This is a genomic window from Stutzerimonas stutzeri (assembly GCF_002890915.1).
GTDB lineage: Bacteria > Pseudomonadota > Gammaproteobacteria > Pseudomonadales > Pseudomonadaceae > Stutzerimonas > Stutzerimonas stutzeri_AF.
This window is the reverse complement of sequence record NZ_POUT01000002.1, coordinates 582,279-599,662: the sequence shown is the minus strand read 5'-3', so window position 1 is coordinate 599,662 and position 17,384 is coordinate 582,279. Positions and strand designations below refer to the sequence as shown.

Sequence of the window (17,384 nt, the reverse complement as noted above, 5' to 3'; positions counted from 1 at the left end):
CCACCCGGTTCGATCATGCTCCGCCTGCTCATTGCCCTGCTGTTGCTGCTTCCTTCGTTCTGCTTCGCCGTCGAGCAAACGGCGCTGCCGAAGACCGGCCTGGTGCTGTCCGGCGGGGCTGCACGCGGGCTGGCCCACATCGGCGTGCTCAAGGCGCTGGAAGAACAGGGTGTGCGTATCGATGCCATTGCCGGAACCAGCATGGGCGCGGTGGTCGGTGGGCTGTACGCGGCCGGCTACAGCGTCGCGGAACTGGAACGGCTGGCGCTGACGCTCGACTGGCAGCAGGTGCTTTCCGATGACCCGCCCCGCCAGGACATCCCCTATCGGCGCAAACAGGACGACCGCGACTTCCTGATCAAGCGCAAGCTGAGCTTTCGCGACGATGGCAGCCTCGGCCTGCCGCTCGGCGTGATCCAGGGGCAGAACCTCGCCCTGTTGCTGGAGCGCCTGCTGGTGCACGCCAGCGATACCCGCGACTTCGACCAGTTGCCGATCCCCTTCCGCGCCGTGGCCACGGACATCGCCAACGACGAAAAGGTGGTCTTCCGCAGCGGTCACCTGCCCCAGGTCATTCGCGCCAGCATGTCGATTCCCGCGGTCTTCGCACCGGTGGAAGTCGAAGGCCATCTGCTGGTGGACGGCGGCATGGTCGACAACATCCCGATGGATGTGGCCCGCAGCATGGGCGTCGACCGCCTCATCGTGGTGGACATCGGCACGCCGCTGAAGCCGCGCAAGGAATTGCTCACGGTGGTCGATGTGCTCAACCAGTCGATCACCATGATGACCCGGCGCAACTCCGAAGCGCAGCTGGCCACCCTGCTGCCCCAGGACCTGCTGATCCAGCCGCCGCTGGCCGGCTACGGCTCGACCGACTTCGGCCGCGCCGAACAGCTGGTCGACGCCGGCTACCGCGCCACGTTCGCACTCGAAGGCCGCCTGGCCGAGATGCGCAGCACCACCGGCGGCAGCCCGGCACTGAGCCTGGCCCGCTCGGGCGACCCGCGCACCCCGGTGATCACCGCGATCAGGGTGGAAAACGATTCGAAGGTCAGCGATGCGGTGATCCGCCGGCATATCCGCCAACGGCTCGGCGAACCGCTGGACCTGGAAGACCTGCAGAAGGACATGGGCACGCTCTATGGCCTGGACTACTTCGAGCGCGTCGAATACCGCGTGCAGCGACGCAAGCTCGGCAACACCCTGGTGATCAGCGCGCGGGAGAAGCGTACGGGCACCGACTACCTGCGCCTGGGCCTCAGCCTGTCCGACGATTTCCAGGGCGACAGCGTGTTCAACCTGGGCGCCAGCTACCGCAAGAACGGCATCAACCAGCTCGGCGCCGAATGGCTCACGCGCCTGCAGCTGGGCGACCGCCAGGAACTCTTCAGCGAGTTCTACCAGCCGCTGGATGCCGGCTCGCGCTGGTTCGTCGCCCCCAATGCCTTTATCGAGGCGCAGAACGTCGAGGCCATTCTCGATAACGACCCGATTGCCGAATATCGCCTGCAGCGCTACGGCTATGGCCTCAATCTCGGCCGGCAGATCGCCAACAACGGCGAGATCCGCTTCGGCATCGGCCAGGCCTGGGGAGAAGCCGACGTGCGGGTCGGCGAGCGCGACCTGCCGGATTTCAGCTTCACCGAGGGCTATTACGCGCTGCAGTATTCGTTCGACACGCTGGACAACGTCGACTTCCCGCGCGAGGGCGAGGATATCCGCCTGACCCTGCGCCAGTACGACCCGAGCCTGAGCTCCGACCAGCGCTACCGGCAATGGAACCTCGCGCTGGACAAGGCCATCAGCCATGACGCCAATACCTGGGTGCTCGGCGGCCGCTACGGGCGCACGCTGGACGATGCCGAGGTGGTGACGTCGAGCTTCCTGCTCGGCGGCGCACGGCAGCTGTCCGGCTTTCGCCAGGATGCGCTGTCGGGGCAGAACATCAGCCTGGCGCGCGTGGTCTACTACCGCCGCATGACACCGCGCGCGTTCCTGCCGCTGGATTTCCCGGTCTACCTGGGTGGATCGCTCGAACGCGGTCGCGCCTGGAACAACGACAACGCGTTCGACAGCGGCTACATCAATGCGGCCAGCATCTTCCTCGGCTACGACACCCCGCTGGGCCCGCTGAATTTCAGCTATGGGGTCAACGACGAAGACGAGCAGGCGCTCTATCTGAACCTGGGGCGCAGCTTCTAAGGCGAACGAGGGCCGGCAGGCCACCGAGGTCGGGGCGCCTGCCAACGAGCACCGCCCGCCCGGCGAATCAGGATCGCCCGACGAACGTGCAGCCAGGAACATGCGGCCAGGCCATTGATTCGGCCGTCGCAGGGCTTGTCGCGCAGTCTGGTGTTGGGCTTCCGCTGCGCTCAACCAGTGCGCAGATAACGCTCAGCGCTTGTCCAGATTGGCGAGGATGCGCGCATGCACCTGCTGGCACTTGCGCAGGTCTTCCTCGTCGATGCCGGCGAACGCCTCGTGGCGAACCTGGGTGGAAATCGCCTCGATCTTCTCGATCAGCGGCAACGCCGGTGCGCCAAGGGACACGCGCTTGGCCCGCCGGTCCTCGGGGGACGCCTTGCGATGCACCAGGCCCTGGGCCTCGAGGCTGTCGAGCAGGCGCGCCAGGGTCGGCCCCTCCACCGCCACGCTCTGCGCCAGCTCGCGCTGGGTCGGCTCATGATCGAAACGGGCAAGGTGCAGCAGCACCAGCCAGCGTGCCTGGGACAGCCCCAGATCGGCCAGGCGCCGATCCAGTTCGGCGCGCCAGCCACGCGAGAGTTGCGCCAACTGCATGGCGAAGCGATGTTGCTCGGCGTACATGTAACGTGCATTCCTGCAGAAACTAATTATTAGTGAGCTAATCACAGCTCCGGAATGCAGGCAAGACGACCTTCGGCCGGTGATAGGTGTCGAAAAGGCCAAATGATGGCGCGCGCCCCCAGCGCAACCGCCAACCCAGCGCGTCCGGGGCATGGCCAGCCCGGGCAGCGGATGCAGCTGGTTACAATTCGAACTCGACCTGCAACGCGGCGCGCACGCAATACAGCACCTGTTCCGGCACGCGGCCGACGAACTGCTCGGCCACCGCCGCCACCGGCGGCAGCTCGCCCTCGCCATCGAGGAAGGCCTCCTGGATTTCGCCAAGCAGATCCTCGGGCAGGTCCAGCGCCTGTTCCAGGCTCAACTGTTGCTGGCCGATGGCCTCGGCGAGCATGGCGTAGACATTCTTCTCGCTGCAGTCGAGCTGGCGCGCGATCTGCGCCGGGGTCATGCCGGCCCGCGCCAGGGTGATCAGTTCGTGGCGCAGATCCGCCGGCGACCTGGCGGCCTCGGCGCCGCCCTGCAGCACATCGAGGAACGCCTGGCCATAACGCTCCAGCTTGCGCGCACCGACGCCACTGATGGAGGCCATGTCCGCCAACGATGCCGGCTGGCTGCGCAGCATCTCCAGCAGCGTGGCATCCGGGAAGATGACGTAGGGTGGCACGGCATGCTCCTCCGCCAGCTTGCGGCGCAGGGCCCGCAGGGCCTCCCAGGTCTCGCGCTCCTCGCCGCGCACCAGCTGGCTGGCGGGACTCTTCGACTGGCCTTTGGAGGTCTGCTGCGGCTTGAGATCGCGGCGCAACTCAAGGCTGACTTCGCCGCGCAGCAACGGCCGGCAGCTGTCGGACAGGCGCAGGCCACCGAAGCCGTCCAGGTCGACGTCCGCCAGCCCGCGCGCAACCAGTTGGCGGAACAGCGTGCGCCACTCGCCTTCGCTCAGCGCCTTGCCGACACCGAATACGGACAGATGCTGATGGCCGAAACCACGCACCTTGTCGTTGTCGCGGCCCAACAGGATATCCACCAGATGACCGACGCCATAACGCTGGCCGCTGCGGTAGATGGCCGACAACGCCTGGCGCGCCGGCTCGGTGGCATCCCAGGTCTGCACGCCGTCGGCACAGTTGTCGCAGTGTCCGCAGGGCGTGGGCAACTCTTCGTCGAAGTACGCCAGCAGCGCCTGACGGCGGCAACGGGTTTCCTCGCACAGTGCCAGCATGGCATCGAGCTTGTGCTGCTCGACCCGCTTGTGGCGCTCGTCGCCCTCGGAGTTGTTGAGCATCTGCTTGAGGAAGATCACGTCCTGCAGGCCGTAGGCCATCCAGGCATCGGCCGGTAGCCCGTCGCGCCCGGCGCGGCCGGTTTCCTGGTAATAGGCCTCCAGCGACTTGGGCAGGTCGAGGTGGGCGACGAAGCGCACGTTGGGCTTGTCTATGCCCATGCCGAAGGCGATGGTCGCCACCATGATCAGCCCTTCCTCGTTGAGGAAGCGCTTCTGGTGGTAGGCACGCAGGTCGTTGGGCAGCCCGGCGTGATAGGGCAGCGCCGGGAAGCCCTGCTCGGTGAGGAATGCCGCCAGGTCGTCGACCTTCTTGCGCGACATGCAGTAGACGATGCCGGCATCGCCCCGGCGCTCGGCGAGAAAGCCCAGCAGCTGCTTGCGCGGCTGTTCCTTGGGCACGATGCGGTAGAAGATGTTCGGCCGGTCGAAGCTGGAGAGGAAGCGCTCGGCGTTTTCCAGATGCAGGCGCTGGACGATCTCCTCGCGCGTGCGCTTGTCCGCCGTGGCGGTCAGGGCGATGCGCGGCACATTGGGAAACAGCTCGGCCAACTGACCCAGTTGCAGGTATTCGGGGCGGAAATCATGGCCCCACTGGGACACGCAATGCGCCTCGTCGATGGCGAACAACGCGACATTCAGTCGCTGCAGGAACGCCAGCATGCGCGGCTGCACCAGGCGCTCGGGTGCCAGGTAGAGCATCTTGATCTCGTTGCGGCGGATACGCTCGGCGATATCGCGCTGCTCCTCGGGGCTCAGCGTCGAGTTCAGCGCCACGGCCGAAACACCCAGCTCGTCGAGCGTCGCCACCTGGTCGTCCATCAGCGCGATCAGCGGCGATACCACCACCGCCAGGCCTTCGCGCAGCAGTGCCGGCACCTGATAGCACAGCGACTTGCCGCCGCCGGTGGGCATCAGCACCAGGGCGTCGCCACCGCTGCCGACACGCTCGATGATCGCGCCCTGGTTGCCGCGAAAGGCGTCGTAGCCGAATACGTCTTTGAGGATGCGCTGTGCCTGGTCGAGCATGCCGGTCTCCGAAACAAGGCGCGCAGTATACGCCAGCAGCCGCTGGAGTTCAGGACCGGACTTCGGACGCCAGGGAAGTGCCGCCGTTCATGCGCCTTCGCGGAACGCTTGAGTAGCCTGAGCCCCGCGCCTCGTCTAGAATCCCGGTTGTCCTCACACCCCAAGGTAGTTCCCGATGTCTTTCGCCGAGCAACTCGCCCGCCTGCAAGTGTTTCTTGATGCCGATGACCTGCATGAAGAGGCACTGGATTACATCGCCGCCCATGGCTACCTGACTGCGCTGTGCATCTGCTCCGAGCAGGTACCCGAACGCGAATGGATCGACGCGCTGTTCTCCGAGCCGCCGAAGTACCGGGACGACACCGAGCGCGACGCCATCGAGGCCACGCTGATCCAGCTCAAGGCCCATATTTCCCGTCAGTTGGCCAGCGACGAGGACATGGAGCTGCCCTGCGACCTGGACCTCGGCGAGGAGCCGGACGATTCCGACCTGCGCGGCTGGTGCATCGGTTTCATGGAAGGCGTGTTCATGCGCGAGGCGGTCTGGTTCGAGGACTCCGAAGAGGAAGTCAGCGAGCTGCTGCTGCCGATCATGGTCGGCTCGGGGCTGTTCGACGAGCAGCCGGAATTCGCCGAGATCGCCGAGAACGACGAACTGGTGGACGAGATGGTGAGCCAGATTCCCGAACTGCTCACCGCGCTCTACCTGATCTGCCATGCTCCCGAGGAAAAGCCGGCGCTGCTCAAGCCGCGCCGCCATTGATTAGCGAAGCGATGTAGCCTCGTGGCTCACCGCGACACCCGGCAGCACCGCAGCCCTCTGGTTCGCTCGATCCTGCTTGTCATCGGCTGGCTCGCAGTGTTGCTGGGGGTGATCGGTATCTTCCTGCCGGTATTGCCGACCACGCCATTCCTGCTGCTCGCCGCCGCCTGTTTCGTACGCAGCTCGCAGCGGTTCTACGACTGGCTGGTCGGCCATCCACGCCTCGGCCCATGGTTTCGCGATTATCTCGAGGGCAACGGCATCCCGCTCAAGGGCAAGGCTTATGCAATCGCCACGATGTGGGTCAGCATTGGCGTTTCCTGCTGGCTGGTTCCGCTATTCTGGGCACGCATCGGCATGTTGCTGAGTGCATCGCTGGTGACCCTGTACATCCTCCGGCAGAAAACCTTGCCGGTCGACAGGCTGAATCAGCGACACTGAAGGCCCACAGCCGAACTTCCGGATCGCTCGCTGGAGTTCCATCAATGCAGGCTTCCCAGCACGGCACTGACCGCCCCGCTCGCCTGGCAGCGCTGGCGCTTGCGCTGCTGCTGGGGCCGCTGGGCTGGGTACCCGCCGTTCTGGCGGACTGGCAGGCGTGGGACTTCAGCCGCATCTTTCTTACCGCCGAGCAGCGCTATGGCCCGCTCGACGAGGCCCGCAACCGCATCGAGGCCTGGCGCGACCTGCTGGACCAGGCCGCGGCATTGGACGAGCGGGAAAAACTCGACCAGGTGAACCGCTTCTTCAACCGCCACATCGCCTTCAGTGACGACATGCACGTCTGGCAGCAGGAAGACTACTGGGCGACGCCGGTCGAAGCGCTGCTCAAGGGCGCCGGCGACTGCGAAGACTATGCCCTGGCCAAATACTTCACCCTGCGCCGGCTCGGCATTCCCAGCGAGCGCATGCGAATCACCTACGTCAAGGCGCTGCGCCTCAACCAGGCACACATGGTGCTGACCTACTACCCGAGCCCGGCCGCGGACCCGCTGGTACTGGACAACATCGACGGCGTCATCCGCCCGGCCTCGCAGCGCAACGACCTGCTTCCCGTCTACGCCTTCAACGCCGAGGGGCTTTTCTTACCGGGCGCCACAGGCGGCAAACGTAGCGGAGATAGCAAAAGGCTGTCACGCTGGCAGGACGTCCTGCTGAAGATGCGTGCCGAAGGTTTTCTCATTGGTGAGGGCTAGGGTCCGCTGCCGTTTCGTCGCGAACCGCTGATGAATGCAGCAGCCTCGAGGGGGAAGTATGTCGTTACTCAAGCAGCTGTTTCTCGCCATCTGCCTGTTCCTGGTCGTGGCCTTCACCGGCAGCTTCATTGCCAGCGTGGAGAACTCCCGCGAGCAGTCGCTCAACCAGTTGCGCTCCCATGCCCAGGATGCGGCAACCGCCTTGGCGCTGTCGATGACGCCCCATGTGGACGACCCGGTGATGCTGGAATTGCTGGTGAACTCGATCTTCGACAGCGGCTATTTCAGCAGCATCCGTGTGCTGCGCATCACCGACGGCAGTCCCATCGTCGAGCGAACCGCGAATATCCAGGTGCAGCAGGTACCGGACTGGTTCGCCGCGCTGGTCGATCTGCCTGCCCAGGGCGGCGATGCCCTGATCATGCGGGGCTGGGAGCAGGCGGCACGGATCGAGGTCGTCAGCCATCCGCAGTTCGCCTTGGCCAAGCTGTGGGACAGCACCGTCGCCACCCTGCTCTGGCTGCTGGCCTGCGGTTTGGCCAGCGCACTGCTCGGCGGCTGGTTGCTGCGCAGCCAGCTGCGGCCCCTGGACCGAATGGTCGACCAGGCACATGCCATCACCCAGCGCGAATTCGTCACCTTGCCGCATCTGCCCCGCACGCCCGAGTTGCGCCGCGTCGTGCAGGCGATGAACCAGATGGTCGAGAAGCTCAAGATGCTGTTCGCCGAAGAAGCCGAGCGCAGCGAGAAGCTTCGCCAGCAGGCCTATCAGGATGACCTTACCGGGCTTGCCAACCGCCGTCTGCTGGAGCTGCGCCTGGCCACGCAACTGTCGCCAGCGGAACACCATGCCGAAGGCTATCTGCTGCTGCTCCAGATACACGACCTCAACGGCCTCAACCAGCGTTACGGTGGCCAGTTCAGCGACCGCCTCATCGTTGCCATCGGCGAACTGCTGATGCGCCTGAAGACCCGCCACGGGCGCGCCGAGTGGCTGGCTGCCCGCAACCGCGGCAGCGAGTTCGTACTGCTCGCCCCCGGCCTGCACCGGGACGAGGTCGCGCCGCTGGTCACAGCGCTCTGCGCCGAACTGGAAACCCTGCGCCCCACCGGCTCGAGCGACGGCATCCCGGTCGCCCATATCGGCGTGGCGGCCTTCCGCCCGGGGGAGGAGCCGCATGATGTGCTCGAGCGGGCCGACCAGGCGCTGAGCCAGGCGCAAGCCGGCGATAGCGGCTGGCTGTTGCTCGAAGGCCACTGGACGCAACCGCTGCACGACCAGCACGGCTGGCATGACGCACTGAACCAGGCTCTGAGCGAGAGTGCGCTGCTGCTCTATGTGCAGCCGGTGGCCCTGGCGGCCGAGCCGGGGCGAATCCTCCACCACAAGGTCCTGGCGCGGCTGCCCGTTTCCTCCGGCGAGCCGCTCAGCGCCGGACAGTTCCTGCCCTGGCTCGAACGGCTGGGCTGGGCGGCGCGCTTCGACCAGATCATGCTGGAGCTGGTGCTCACACGCCTGAAGACGACCCCGCAGCCACTGGCGCTCAGCCTGTCCGCCGCCACGCTACGGGATGCCCGGCACCTGCAGCAGGTGTTAGCCATGTTGCGCAGCAATCCGGCCGAGGCCGGCATGCTGACCCTCGAACTGAACGCACACGACCTGCCCATCGACACGCACCTGCAGCAATGGAGCCAGAAGATCCGGGCGACCGGCACCCGCCTGGGCTTGCAGCATTTCGGTGGCGACTTCAGCAAGATCGGCAACCTTGCCCACCTCGGGCTGGCCCATGTGAAGATCGACGGTGCCTATATCCGCGCCATCGACCAGGACGAGGACAAACGCCTGTTCATCGAAGCGATCTATCGCACCACCAACAGCATCGACCTGCCGCTGATCGCTGAAATGGTGGAAACCGACGGAGAACTGCAGGTGCTGGCCGGTATGGGCGTGCGCGGAGTCATGGGCCACCTGATCGGCGCCCCTCGCCTCTGGGAAGCCCGCCTTAAGCAGGATTCGGCGTCGGACTCCTGACTCGGCAGGCTCATTAGATGAGCGGCTGCTCGTCATCCTCCAGAAGCGTACTGAGGCCGCCCAGCCGCGCGCGGGTCTGGGCGCGGGCGTGCAGCTTGCGCTGTGCCGCCTCGGGCAGATCGGTAAAGCGAATGACGCCCCGCGCCACCAGCACGCCGACCAGATCCTCCAGCACGCGCGCCATATCCTGATCCGACCCCTGCAAGCCGGCCAGTTGCGTGTTCGCATCATCATGGGTCGCCAACCAGCGCTGAGCTTCGTCGCTATCGGCCCGCAACGTCCCGGTCATCCCGTCGAACGGCGCCGGCTCGACGCGGCACAACATTCCGTGCTCGTCTCGCGCGATGTAGAGCATATCCTTCTCCGCAAAAAGGCCCGCTACCCGTCATGGGCAGCGGGCCAGCCACCGGGCGAGATCAGCCGTTGTCGACCTTCAGCGCTCCGTCGTCGATCAGGTTGTCGATGACATCGGCGACGTTGTCCGTGCCATAGAACGCGCTCAGGTCCACGCCGCTGAGGGTGATGTCCTGAACCGGCGCACCGCCCGGAGTCAGGCTCACCGAGATGGTCGTCGAGTCCCCGCCAAAGGCGAAGTCCAGATAGTCGCCCAGCGTCGCGGCGTCCTCGCTCACGCCGACGAGCAGTTGCGAGAGATCGATGACATCCGAGCCGGCCCCGTCGGGGTCGATATGGAAGTCGGTGATCGTGTCGGCGCCCCCCTCGTCGCCGAGGCGCCAGACAAAGCTGTCACGACCGGCACCCCCAGTCAGCATGTCGTCGCCCAGCCCGCCGACGAGGACGTCATCGCCTTCGCCACCGAACAGCATGTCGTTGCCGGCACCACCGTCGAGGTAATTGTCGGATTCATCGCCGACCAGACTGTCATCGCCTGCGCCGCCCAGGACATTCTCGATACCCGAGAGCACATCGCCCTGCGCCTCGCCACCACTTCCGCTGCCGGTCTGCAGGTTGACCGTGATACCGGCAGTATCGCTATGGTAATCCACCGTATCGATGCCACTACCACCATCGAGCACATCGGCACCCGCGCCGCCCACCAGCACGTCGTCACCCGCCTCGCCATAAAGGTAATCGTCTCCGGCGCCACCGATCAGCGTATCGTTTCCTCCCCCGCCGACAAGCTGGTCGCTCCCCATGTTGCCGGCCAGGTAATTGTCGGACTCATCGCCGACCAGGTAGTCATCGCCGGCGCCACCGATGAGGCCCTCGATGCCGGCATAGCTATCCCCCGCCGCGCCCAGCATGCCCGTTCCGGCAGCCAGGCTGGCCTGGATATCGGCAGTCGCGTCGCTGTAGTCGACGATATCGAAGCCGGCTTTGCCGTCGATCACGTCAATCGCGCTGCTGGCTGCGATCACATCGTCGCCCAGCGAACCATCAAGCACGAACGTTCCTGCCGAGTTGGCGGCCGTGATCTGCACGTCGAGTGAAACCGTATTGCTGAGGTCGCCATCGCCGTCCTGTGCGACGACGGCGAACGACAGGCTCTGGTCGTCCGGAAGAACTTCTCGCGTATAGGAGAAATCCTGCACCCGGATGCCGCCGCTGGAGCTGCCCTCCACATCGACGCGCACGACGAGGTTCTCGAACGAGATACCGGGATCGATCACAACCCAGCCATCCGCGGTCAAGGCGATGCTCTGCGAACTGACGGCCAGAGGCGTACCGCCAACGGTGCCTCCATACGCAGCCCAGGTTATGTAGACGGTGCCCTTGCCTTCGACGTTGGACGAAACATCGGCATAGAACCGCAGGCTGTCGGCGCCGCCGTCCTGGGTATAGAGGAAACCACCGTTGTCCGGGACCGATTGCGCACTGCCCAGCCCGAACCCATTCCCCGACACATTGAGCAGATCGCTGTTCGAGCCGCTACCGCTGTTCGGGTTCGTGAAATCGGTGGGAGAAGTCCCGGTAAATTTCAGACCGTCGAATGTCCAGCCGTGATCGGGGCTGCTTATGACGGAAACCGGTGCGCCCGGCTCCAGGCTGGAAAAATCGATGGCTTGCGTGTAGCCGGCTTCAGGAGCGATCAGGTTGAAGCTGTAGGTGCCATCGGCACTCACCGTCAATGTAAACACCGGGTCGTTGGTCGCTGTCAGCGCGGTCAGCGTCGTACTGACGAAGGTGCTGCCGTCGAAGTTGTCGGTCGTTTGATAGGTGACGCCATTCAGCTCGGGCCCGGTGATCTCGAACCCACTCAGCCCATCCGCTCCCGGCACGACCGAGAACGTACCGTTCACCGAGCCGATCTCGTTGGAGATTACCGCGTTGATGAAGCTGCCCAGCGTCGGGACATCATCGACCACCCCGATGACCAGGCTCGCCGAGGCCGAGGCCGTGCCGTCCGAGACGCTGACGGCGAAGGTGTCGCTCTCCAGCGCGTCGGCCACGTCGGTGGTCGGGCTGGTCAGCTGGTACTGGTAGCTCGCCACGCCCGTGGCCGCGTCGTAGCCGGTCACGCTCAGGGTGCCGTGGGCGCCGGCGAAGTCGCTGCCGACCAGGCTGCCGATGGCCACCGTCACGCCGTTGATGGTCACGCTCTGGATGTCGTCCAAGCCGTCCACGTCGCCGACGGTGAAGCTGCCGCTGGCGTATTCGCTGCTGGCCGCGGCGTCCGAGCCAGCCGGCAGGCCCGCTTCGTATACGGTCGCGCCCACCACGGCCAGGGTCGGCGCGTCGTTGCTGCCGTGGATGGTGATGGTGATCTGCGCCGTCGACGGGTCGCCGTCGGCGTCCTGCAGGGTGTAGCTGAAGGTCTCGCTCAGGCTTTCACCGCTGTCCAGGCCCTGCACCGACGGCAGGCCGGTGTTCAGCTCGTAGCTGAAAGTGCCGTCGGCATTGAGCGTCAGGGTGCCGTAGTTGCCGTCCTGCGCGCCCGGGTTGCTGACGCTGCCCGCCACGTCGGCGCCGACGGTGTCGTTGTCCAGCACGTTACCGCTGGCCGAGGCGCTGTCTTCGCTCAGGTCGAAGCTGTCGTCCTGCGCGCTCGGGACGTCGTCGACGATGGTGATGACCAGGTCGCCCGAGGCCGAGGCCGTGCCGTCCGAGACGCTGACGGCGAAGGTGTCGCTCTCCAGCGCGTCGGCCACGTCGGTGGTCGGGCTGGTCAGCTGGTACTGGTAGCTCGCCACGCCCGTGGCCGCGTCGTAGCCGGTCACGCTCAGGGTGCCGTGGGCGCCGGCGAAGTCGCTGCCGACCAGGCTGCCGATGGCCACCGTCACGCCGTTGATGGTCACGCTCTGGATGTCGTCCAAGCCGTCCACGTCGCCGACGGTGAAGCTGCCGCTGGCGTATTCGCTGCTGGCCGCGGCGTCCGAGCCAGCCGGCAGGCCCGCTTCGTATACGGTCGCGCCCACCACGGCCAGGGTCGGCGCGTCGTTGCTGCCGTGGATGGTGATGGTGATCTGCGCCGTCGACGGATCGCCGTCGGCGTCCTGCAGGGTGTAGCTGAAGGTCTCGCTCAGGCTTTCACCGCTGTCCAGGCCCTGCACCGCCGGTAGGCCGGTGTTCAGCACGTAGCTGAAAGTGCCGTCGGCGGAGAGGATCAACTGACCATAGACACCTTGCTGAGTGCCTACGGTAACGACCGAAATACCGCCATCCGGTCCGGGAAGATCGTTGCTCAGAACGTTACCCGCCACGCTCGGAGTATCTTCATCCAGAGCGGCAGCATCGTCGATTGCCGTCGGCACTCCGTTCACCGGTTGCTCATCCTGGAGCAGCGCATCGGTCACCAGACCGGGATATTCCGGTACGGCGCCAAGCCCTTGCGTCGCAAAGCCGATCGCCGGATCGATCACGCCCCCCACCTCGTTGAGCAAGACGAAGGAGTTCCCCCCTCCGGCGCCACCCGCTCCGCCGGCGGCCGGGCCGGCAGCGGTAGCCGGTGCTGCCTGGGTGGGGTCTTCACCCGCCGCAATGGCTTGCTGCAGTGCCTCGACTTCGGCCAGGTCCACCGCAGACGGCGCCGTCGCAACGGCAGGGCCATGCGCATCGCCCAGCAACTGCTCGGTCAGCGCTAATTCCGATCCTCGCCCGATGGCCAGGTCGCCACCCTGTACGAGGTCGATATCTATCGCGCCACCAGCGGTGATGACCCGCTCACCGGCATAGACACGATCCCCTTCGATGAGAAGGCGGCGAACGCCATCGTCGCCCACCACGAATGCCTCGCCAACTACCTGCCTGACAGTTCCGATCAACTTAGCCATTTCATCCTCCGAATCGCCTGCAGTGCGGCAAGGCCGTGCAGCCGTTGTCGCTGATGGCGTTTTGCTTCATTTAGTAGCCAGTAAATAGTTTTTAACTATCAAAAGACTAATAAAAAAGGCCGGCTCCGCTCCATTGGCGAGCATTCGATCAATTTCAAATTAGCACTCTTTTCTACAAGCAAAACGTACTTCATAAAAAATTTCAGTCACTGATCAAAATCAATAAAAACCCCGTGCCACGCAGCCTGGGATGTAATAGCAAGTCGCTATGAAGGCATATAGCCTTACTCTCTTTTCGCATAGGCGACGAGAAAAACTTGCTCCTATACTCGCTAAATACAAGCAAACAATTAATCCATGCACAGCCTTCATTTGATTAGTTTTATCAATAGATAGCTATCCAGTCACACTGACAAGCAGGGACCCAAAATGCGCAAACTGACCCCTCTCTGGAGTGCAATGCTGATGGCCATGGCTTGCTCTCAGGCACAGGCGATGAATCTCACCGAAGCGATTCAGAGCACCCTGAACAACCACCCGGAATTGCGCGCCGACATCAACAGCCGACTGACGGCCGATGAACAGGCCAAGATGGCCAAGGGTGGCTATCTACCCACCGTGGACCTGCTGCTTGCCTATGGACGCGAGCACACCGACAGCCCGACCACCCGTGCCCTGGGCGACCACAACACCGAAACCCTCAATGCACGCGATGCCGAGGTGCGTCTGCGGCAGATGCTGTTCGACGGTTTCAATACGCCGAACGAAGTGGACCGCACCGAGGCCGTCGTGAATGCGCGGGCCTACCAGGTTCTGGGCACGACCGAAAGCCTGGCGCTGCGCACCGTCCAGGTCTATCTGGAAGTATTGAAGCGGCGCGAGATGGTGGCCCTGGCGGAGAACAATCTGCAGGCACACCTGCGCATCAACGATCAGATCGGCTTGCGTCGCCAGCGTGGCGTCGGCAGCAGTGCCGATGTCGATCAGTCCGAGGCCCGCCGCGCCCTGGCGGAGAACAACCTGTATACCGAACAGGTGAACCTGGCCGATGCCGAAGCGAACTTCATCAGCGTCGTCGGCCGTATTCCCGACGAGCTGGAGGCACCGGTTTCGCTGCGGGGTGAATTGCCGGCCGACGTTCTCGAGGCACGGCAGCGCGTGGTGGAAAACAACCCGTACCTGAAATCGGCCCAGGCGGATGTCCACGCGGCGGAGAAGCAGTACGAAATCGCCAAGTCGCCGTTCTACCCACGCTTCGACGTCGAGCTGGCCAGCGGCGCGAACGACGACGTGGGTGGCCAGGAGGGGCACTACAACACCTGGCGCGCCGCGGTGGTGATGAACTACAACCTGTTCAACGGCAACCGCGACACCGCCCGCCTGCGTGGCGCAGCGCACCAGATAAACCAGGCGATGGACATCCGCAACAATGCCCTGCGCCAGCTCAACGAGAACCTCTCGCTGGCCTGGAACGCCATGGAGAACGCCCGCCTGCAGACGCCCAAAGCCCGGGAATATGCCGATTACACCCGCAACGTGCGCGAGGCCTATCAGCAGCAGTTCGGCCTGGGCCAACGCACCCTGCTCGACCTGCTGGACAGCGAGAACGAGCTGTTCACCGCCAACCGACGCTACACCGACGTGCGCTACACCGAGGAATACTCGATGTACCGCGTGGTCGCGGCGATGGGCGATCTGGCGCGCACCAAGAACATCGTGGTCCCCATTGAAGCCACTGCTCTTTCCGAAGTGAGGAGCGAGGCCCGTTTGCCGGAACTGCGATAGCCCCGCACAGGAGGCCGCCGACTTGACGACCATGGAACGGGTAGCCCCGTCGAGCGATCCGCGGCTCAGCCACGACGATCCGTTGCTCGACGGGCTGCTGATCCTGTGCAAACAGCACGGCTGCGTTGCCAGCCGTGCCAGCCTGAGCGCAGGCCTGCCGATGCCCGATCAGCGCCTGAGCGCCCCCCTGCTCCCCCGCGCGGCCGCCCGCGCCGGACTGCAGGGGCGGGTGATCAAACGCAAGCTGGCGGCAATCTCCCCGCTCAACCTGCCGGTCCTGCTTTTGCTCAAGAACGGCCGCAGTGCCGTGCTGGCACGATGGGGCGACGACAACCGGGCCCTGATTCTGCCGAGCGAAGCGGAAGGCGGCGAACAATGGGTGGCCGGCGACGTCCTGGCGGAGGATTACAGCGGCGAGGCGTTCTTCGCCCGCCCCCGCCACGAACTGGAGGAAACCCGCAACCCGCTGCTGCCCAGGGTGCATGCCTGGTTTCGCGACACGCTCAAGCTGTCGCGCTGGCTGTATGCCGACGCCATGGTCGCGACCTTGCTGGTCAACACCCTGGGGCTGATGGTCCCGCTGTTCGTCATGCAGACCTATGACCGCGTGGTTCCCAACCAGGCCACTGCCACGCTCTGGGTACTGGCCATCGGCCTGTTCATCGGCACGTCCTTCGAGCTGCTGTTGCGCGTACTGCGCGCACATCTGCTGGATACGGCCGGCAAGAAGACCGACGTGGTGCTCTCGGCCACGCTGTTCGAACGCATCACCGGCATGACGATGAAGGCCCGGCCGGCGACCATCGGCGGCTTCGCGCAAAGCATCCACGACTTCCAGGGCCTGCGGGACTTTCTCACGGCGGTAACCCTGACCAGCCTGATCGACCTGCCCTTCGCCCTGCTGATCATCCTGGTCATCGGCCTGATCGGCGGCTGGCTGGTGGTGATCCCGCTACTGGCATTTCCCATTACCGCGCTGTTCGCCTTCATCATCCAGACACGCCTGCGGGACACGGTGCAGAAGAGCCTGGCCCTCGCGGCCGAGCGCCAGGCCCTGCTGGTGGAAACGCTGGGCGGCCTGGAGACGCTCAAGGCCTGCGGCGGCGAAAGCGAGCGCCAGCATCGCTGGGAGAAAACCCACGGCGCGCTCACCCGCCTGGACAGCCACGCCCGGATGCTCTCGGCGATCGCCATGAACGGCACGCTGTTCCTGCAGCAGTTCGCCGGCATGGCGACCATCGTCGGCGGCGTCTACAGCATCATCGCCGGCGATCTCAGCGTCGGCGCCCTGGTGGCCTGCTACATGCTCGGCAGCCGCGTACTGTCGCCGCTGGGCCAGATCGCCAGCCTGATCACCCGCCTGCAGCAGGCACGGCTGACGATGAAAAGCACGGACGCGCTGATGGCCCTGCCCCAGGAGCGCCAGGAGCAGCAGCGGCCGCTGGAGCGCACCCACCTACACGGCGCGCTGGACCTGCATCAGCTGACGTTCAGCTATCCCGGACTGGCCAGCCCGTCGCTGCGCAACATCAGCCTGCGCATCGCCCCCGGGGAGCGTGTCGGCATCATCGGCCGCAGTGGCTCCGGCAAGAGCACCCTGGCGCGCCTGATCATGGGGCTTTACACGCCGGACGAAGGACAGATCCTGCTGGATGGCCTGGATCTGCGGCAGATCGACGTCGCCGACCTGCGCAGCCAGATCGGCTACGTCTCCCACGACATGCCGCTGCTGGCGGGCAGCCTGCGCGACAACATGACCCTGGGCGCACGCTACGTCAGCGACGAGCGCATGCTCGAAGTCGCCCAGCTCACAGGCGCCCACGAGCTGGCGCGCCAGCATCCGCTCGGCTTCGATCGTCCAGTAGGCGAACGCGGCCAGCTGCTATCCGGCGGCCAGCGGCAGCTTGTGCTCATGGCCCGCGCCCTGCTGCTCGACCCGCCCATCCTGCTGCTCGACGAGCCCACCAGCGCCATGGACAACAGCAGCGAAGATGCGCTGCGCCACCACCTGCAGGGCTGGTCCCAGGGCAAGACGATGCTGCTGATTACCCATCGCATGTCGATGCTCAGCCTGGTGGAGCGGCTGATCGTGCTGGACAACGGCCGGGTCGTCGCCGACGGCCCCAAGGCTGCGGTCATCGAGGCATTGCGCAAGGGCCACGTAGGACCGGCATCGGTATGAGAGATACCGGCATGACATATCGCGGGGCGGCGCCTGTAGCCGCCGCCCATTCCG

At 65.2% G+C, this 17,384-nt stretch carries 11 protein-coding genes; 7 read left to right on the top strand and 4 right to left on the bottom strand.

Going from position 1 to position 17,384, the window contains the following annotated elements; translation table 11 throughout:
* Positions 1–15: 15 nt before the first annotated feature.
* Positions 16–2,205, top strand: a complete 2,190-nt coding sequence (locus CXK94_RS06560; RefSeq protein WP_102893703.1) for a patatin-like phospholipase family protein — start codon at positions 16–18, stop codon at positions 2,203–2,205.
* A gap of 192 nt (positions 2,206–2,397) precedes the next feature.
* On the opposite strand, the gene CXK94_RS06555 is transcribed toward CXK94_RS06560, so the two are convergent.
* Together CXK94_RS06555 and recQ are read right to left on the bottom strand one after the other, a co-directional pair.
* Complete coding sequence (locus CXK94_RS06555; RefSeq protein ID WP_037036847.1) at positions 2,398–2,829, bottom strand: MarR family transcriptional regulator; 432 nt, start codon at positions 2,827–2,829, stop codon at positions 2,398–2,400.
* A 181-nt stretch (positions 2,830–3,010) separates the two neighbouring features.
* Complete coding sequence (recQ, locus tag CXK94_RS06550) at positions 3,011–5,140, bottom strand: DNA helicase RecQ (RefSeq protein WP_102893702.1); 2,130 nt, start codon at positions 5,138–5,140, stop codon at positions 3,011–3,013.
* A gap of 175 nt (positions 5,141–5,315) precedes the next feature.
* Here recQ and CXK94_RS06545 point away from each other — a divergent pair, with 175 nt between their 5' ends.
* Genes CXK94_RS06545 through lapD form a run of 4 tightly spaced genes read left to right on the top strand, consistent with a single transcriptional unit; the run spans position 5,316 to position 9,131 of the window.
* Positions 5,316–5,903 (top strand): YecA family protein, encoded by a 588-nt coding sequence (locus CXK94_RS06545; protein ID WP_037036843.1) that lies wholly within the window; start codon positions 5,316–5,318, stop codon positions 5,901–5,903.
* A 21-nt stretch (positions 5,904–5,924) separates the two neighbouring features.
* On the top strand, positions 5,925–6,344 hold the full coding sequence (locus tag CXK94_RS06540; RefSeq protein WP_102893701.1) for a YbaN family protein: 420 nt from the start codon (positions 5,925–5,927) through the stop codon (positions 6,342–6,344).
* Between the two features lie 44 nt (positions 6,345–6,388).
* The gene (lapG, locus tag CXK94_RS06535) at positions 6,389–7,099 is read left to right on the top strand and encodes a cysteine protease LapG (RefSeq protein WP_102893700.1); all 711 of its coding nucleotides are present in this window, start codon (positions 6,389–6,391) and stop codon (positions 7,097–7,099) included.
* Between the two features lie 58 nt (positions 7,100–7,157).
* The gene (gene lapD / locus CXK94_RS06530; RefSeq protein ID WP_102893699.1) at positions 7,158–9,131 is read left to right on the top strand and encodes a cyclic di-GMP receptor LapD; all 1,974 of its coding nucleotides are present in this window, start codon (positions 7,158–7,160) and stop codon (positions 9,129–9,131) included.
* Positions 9,132–9,144: 13 nt separating this feature from the next.
* On the opposite strand, the gene CXK94_RS06525 is transcribed toward lapD, so the two are convergent.
* Positions 9,145–9,486, bottom strand: coding sequence for a tryptophan synthase subunit beta (locus tag CXK94_RS06525; RefSeq protein ID WP_102893698.1), 342 nt, complete (start codon positions 9,484–9,486; stop codon positions 9,145–9,147).
* Positions 9,487–9,547: 61 nt separating this feature from the next.
* The gene (locus CXK94_RS06520; RefSeq protein ID WP_102893697.1) at positions 9,548–13,363 is read right to left on the bottom strand and encodes a retention module-containing protein; all 3,816 of its coding nucleotides are present in this window, start codon (positions 13,361–13,363) and stop codon (positions 9,548–9,550) included.
* A gap of 429 nt (positions 13,364–13,792) precedes the next feature.
* Here CXK94_RS06520 and CXK94_RS06515 point away from each other — a divergent pair, with 429 nt between their 5' ends.
* Both CXK94_RS06515 and CXK94_RS06510 read left to right on the top strand, forming a co-directional pair.
* Complete coding sequence (locus CXK94_RS06515) at positions 13,793–15,148, top strand: TolC family outer membrane protein (RefSeq protein WP_102893696.1); 1,356 nt, start codon at positions 13,793–13,795, stop codon at positions 15,146–15,148.
* A gap of 31 nt (positions 15,149–15,179) precedes the next feature.
* Positions 15,180–17,330, top strand: a complete 2,151-nt coding sequence (locus CXK94_RS06510; RefSeq protein ID WP_102893695.1) for a type I secretion system permease/ATPase — start codon at positions 15,180–15,182, stop codon at positions 17,328–17,330.
* Positions 17,331–17,384 lie beyond the last annotated feature (54 nt).

Excerpts from the sequence above, each read along its gene's own strand:
- lapG (WP_102893700.1), top strand. The coding sequence starts at position 6,389 with ATGCAGGCTTCCCAGCACGGCACTGACCGCCCCGCTCGCCTGGCAGCG.
- CXK94_RS06545 (WP_037036843.1), top strand. The coding sequence starts at position 5,316 with ATGTCTTTCGCCGAGCAACTCGCCCGCCTGCAAGTGTTTCTTGATGCC.
- CXK94_RS06555 (WP_037036847.1), bottom strand. The coding sequence starts at position 2,829 with ATGTACGCCGAGCAACATCGCTTCGCCATGCAGTTGGCGCAACTCTCG.
- CXK94_RS06510 (WP_102893695.1), top strand. The coding sequence starts at position 15,180 with ATGGAACGGGTAGCCCCGTCGAGCGATCCGCGGCTCAGCCACGACGAT.
- lapD (WP_102893699.1), top strand. The coding sequence starts at position 7,158 with ATGTCGTTACTCAAGCAGCTGTTTCTCGCCATCTGCCTGTTCCTGGTC.
- CXK94_RS06525 (WP_102893698.1), bottom strand. The coding sequence starts at position 9,486 with ATGCTCTACATCGCGCGAGACGAGCACGGAATGTTGTGCCGCGTCGAG.
- CXK94_RS06560 (WP_102893703.1), top strand. The coding sequence starts at position 16 with ATGCTCCGCCTGCTCATTGCCCTGCTGTTGCTGCTTCCTTCGTTCTGC.
- CXK94_RS06515 (WP_102893696.1), top strand. The coding sequence starts at position 13,793 with ATGCGCAAACTGACCCCTCTCTGGAGTGCAATGCTGATGGCCATGGCT.
- recQ (WP_102893702.1), bottom strand. The coding sequence starts at position 5,140 with ATGCTCGACCAGGCACAGCGCATCCTCAAAGACGTATTCGGCTACGAC.
- CXK94_RS06520 (WP_102893697.1), bottom strand. The coding sequence starts at position 13,363 with ATGGCTAAGTTGATCGGAACTGTCAGGCAGGTAGTTGGCGAGGCATTC.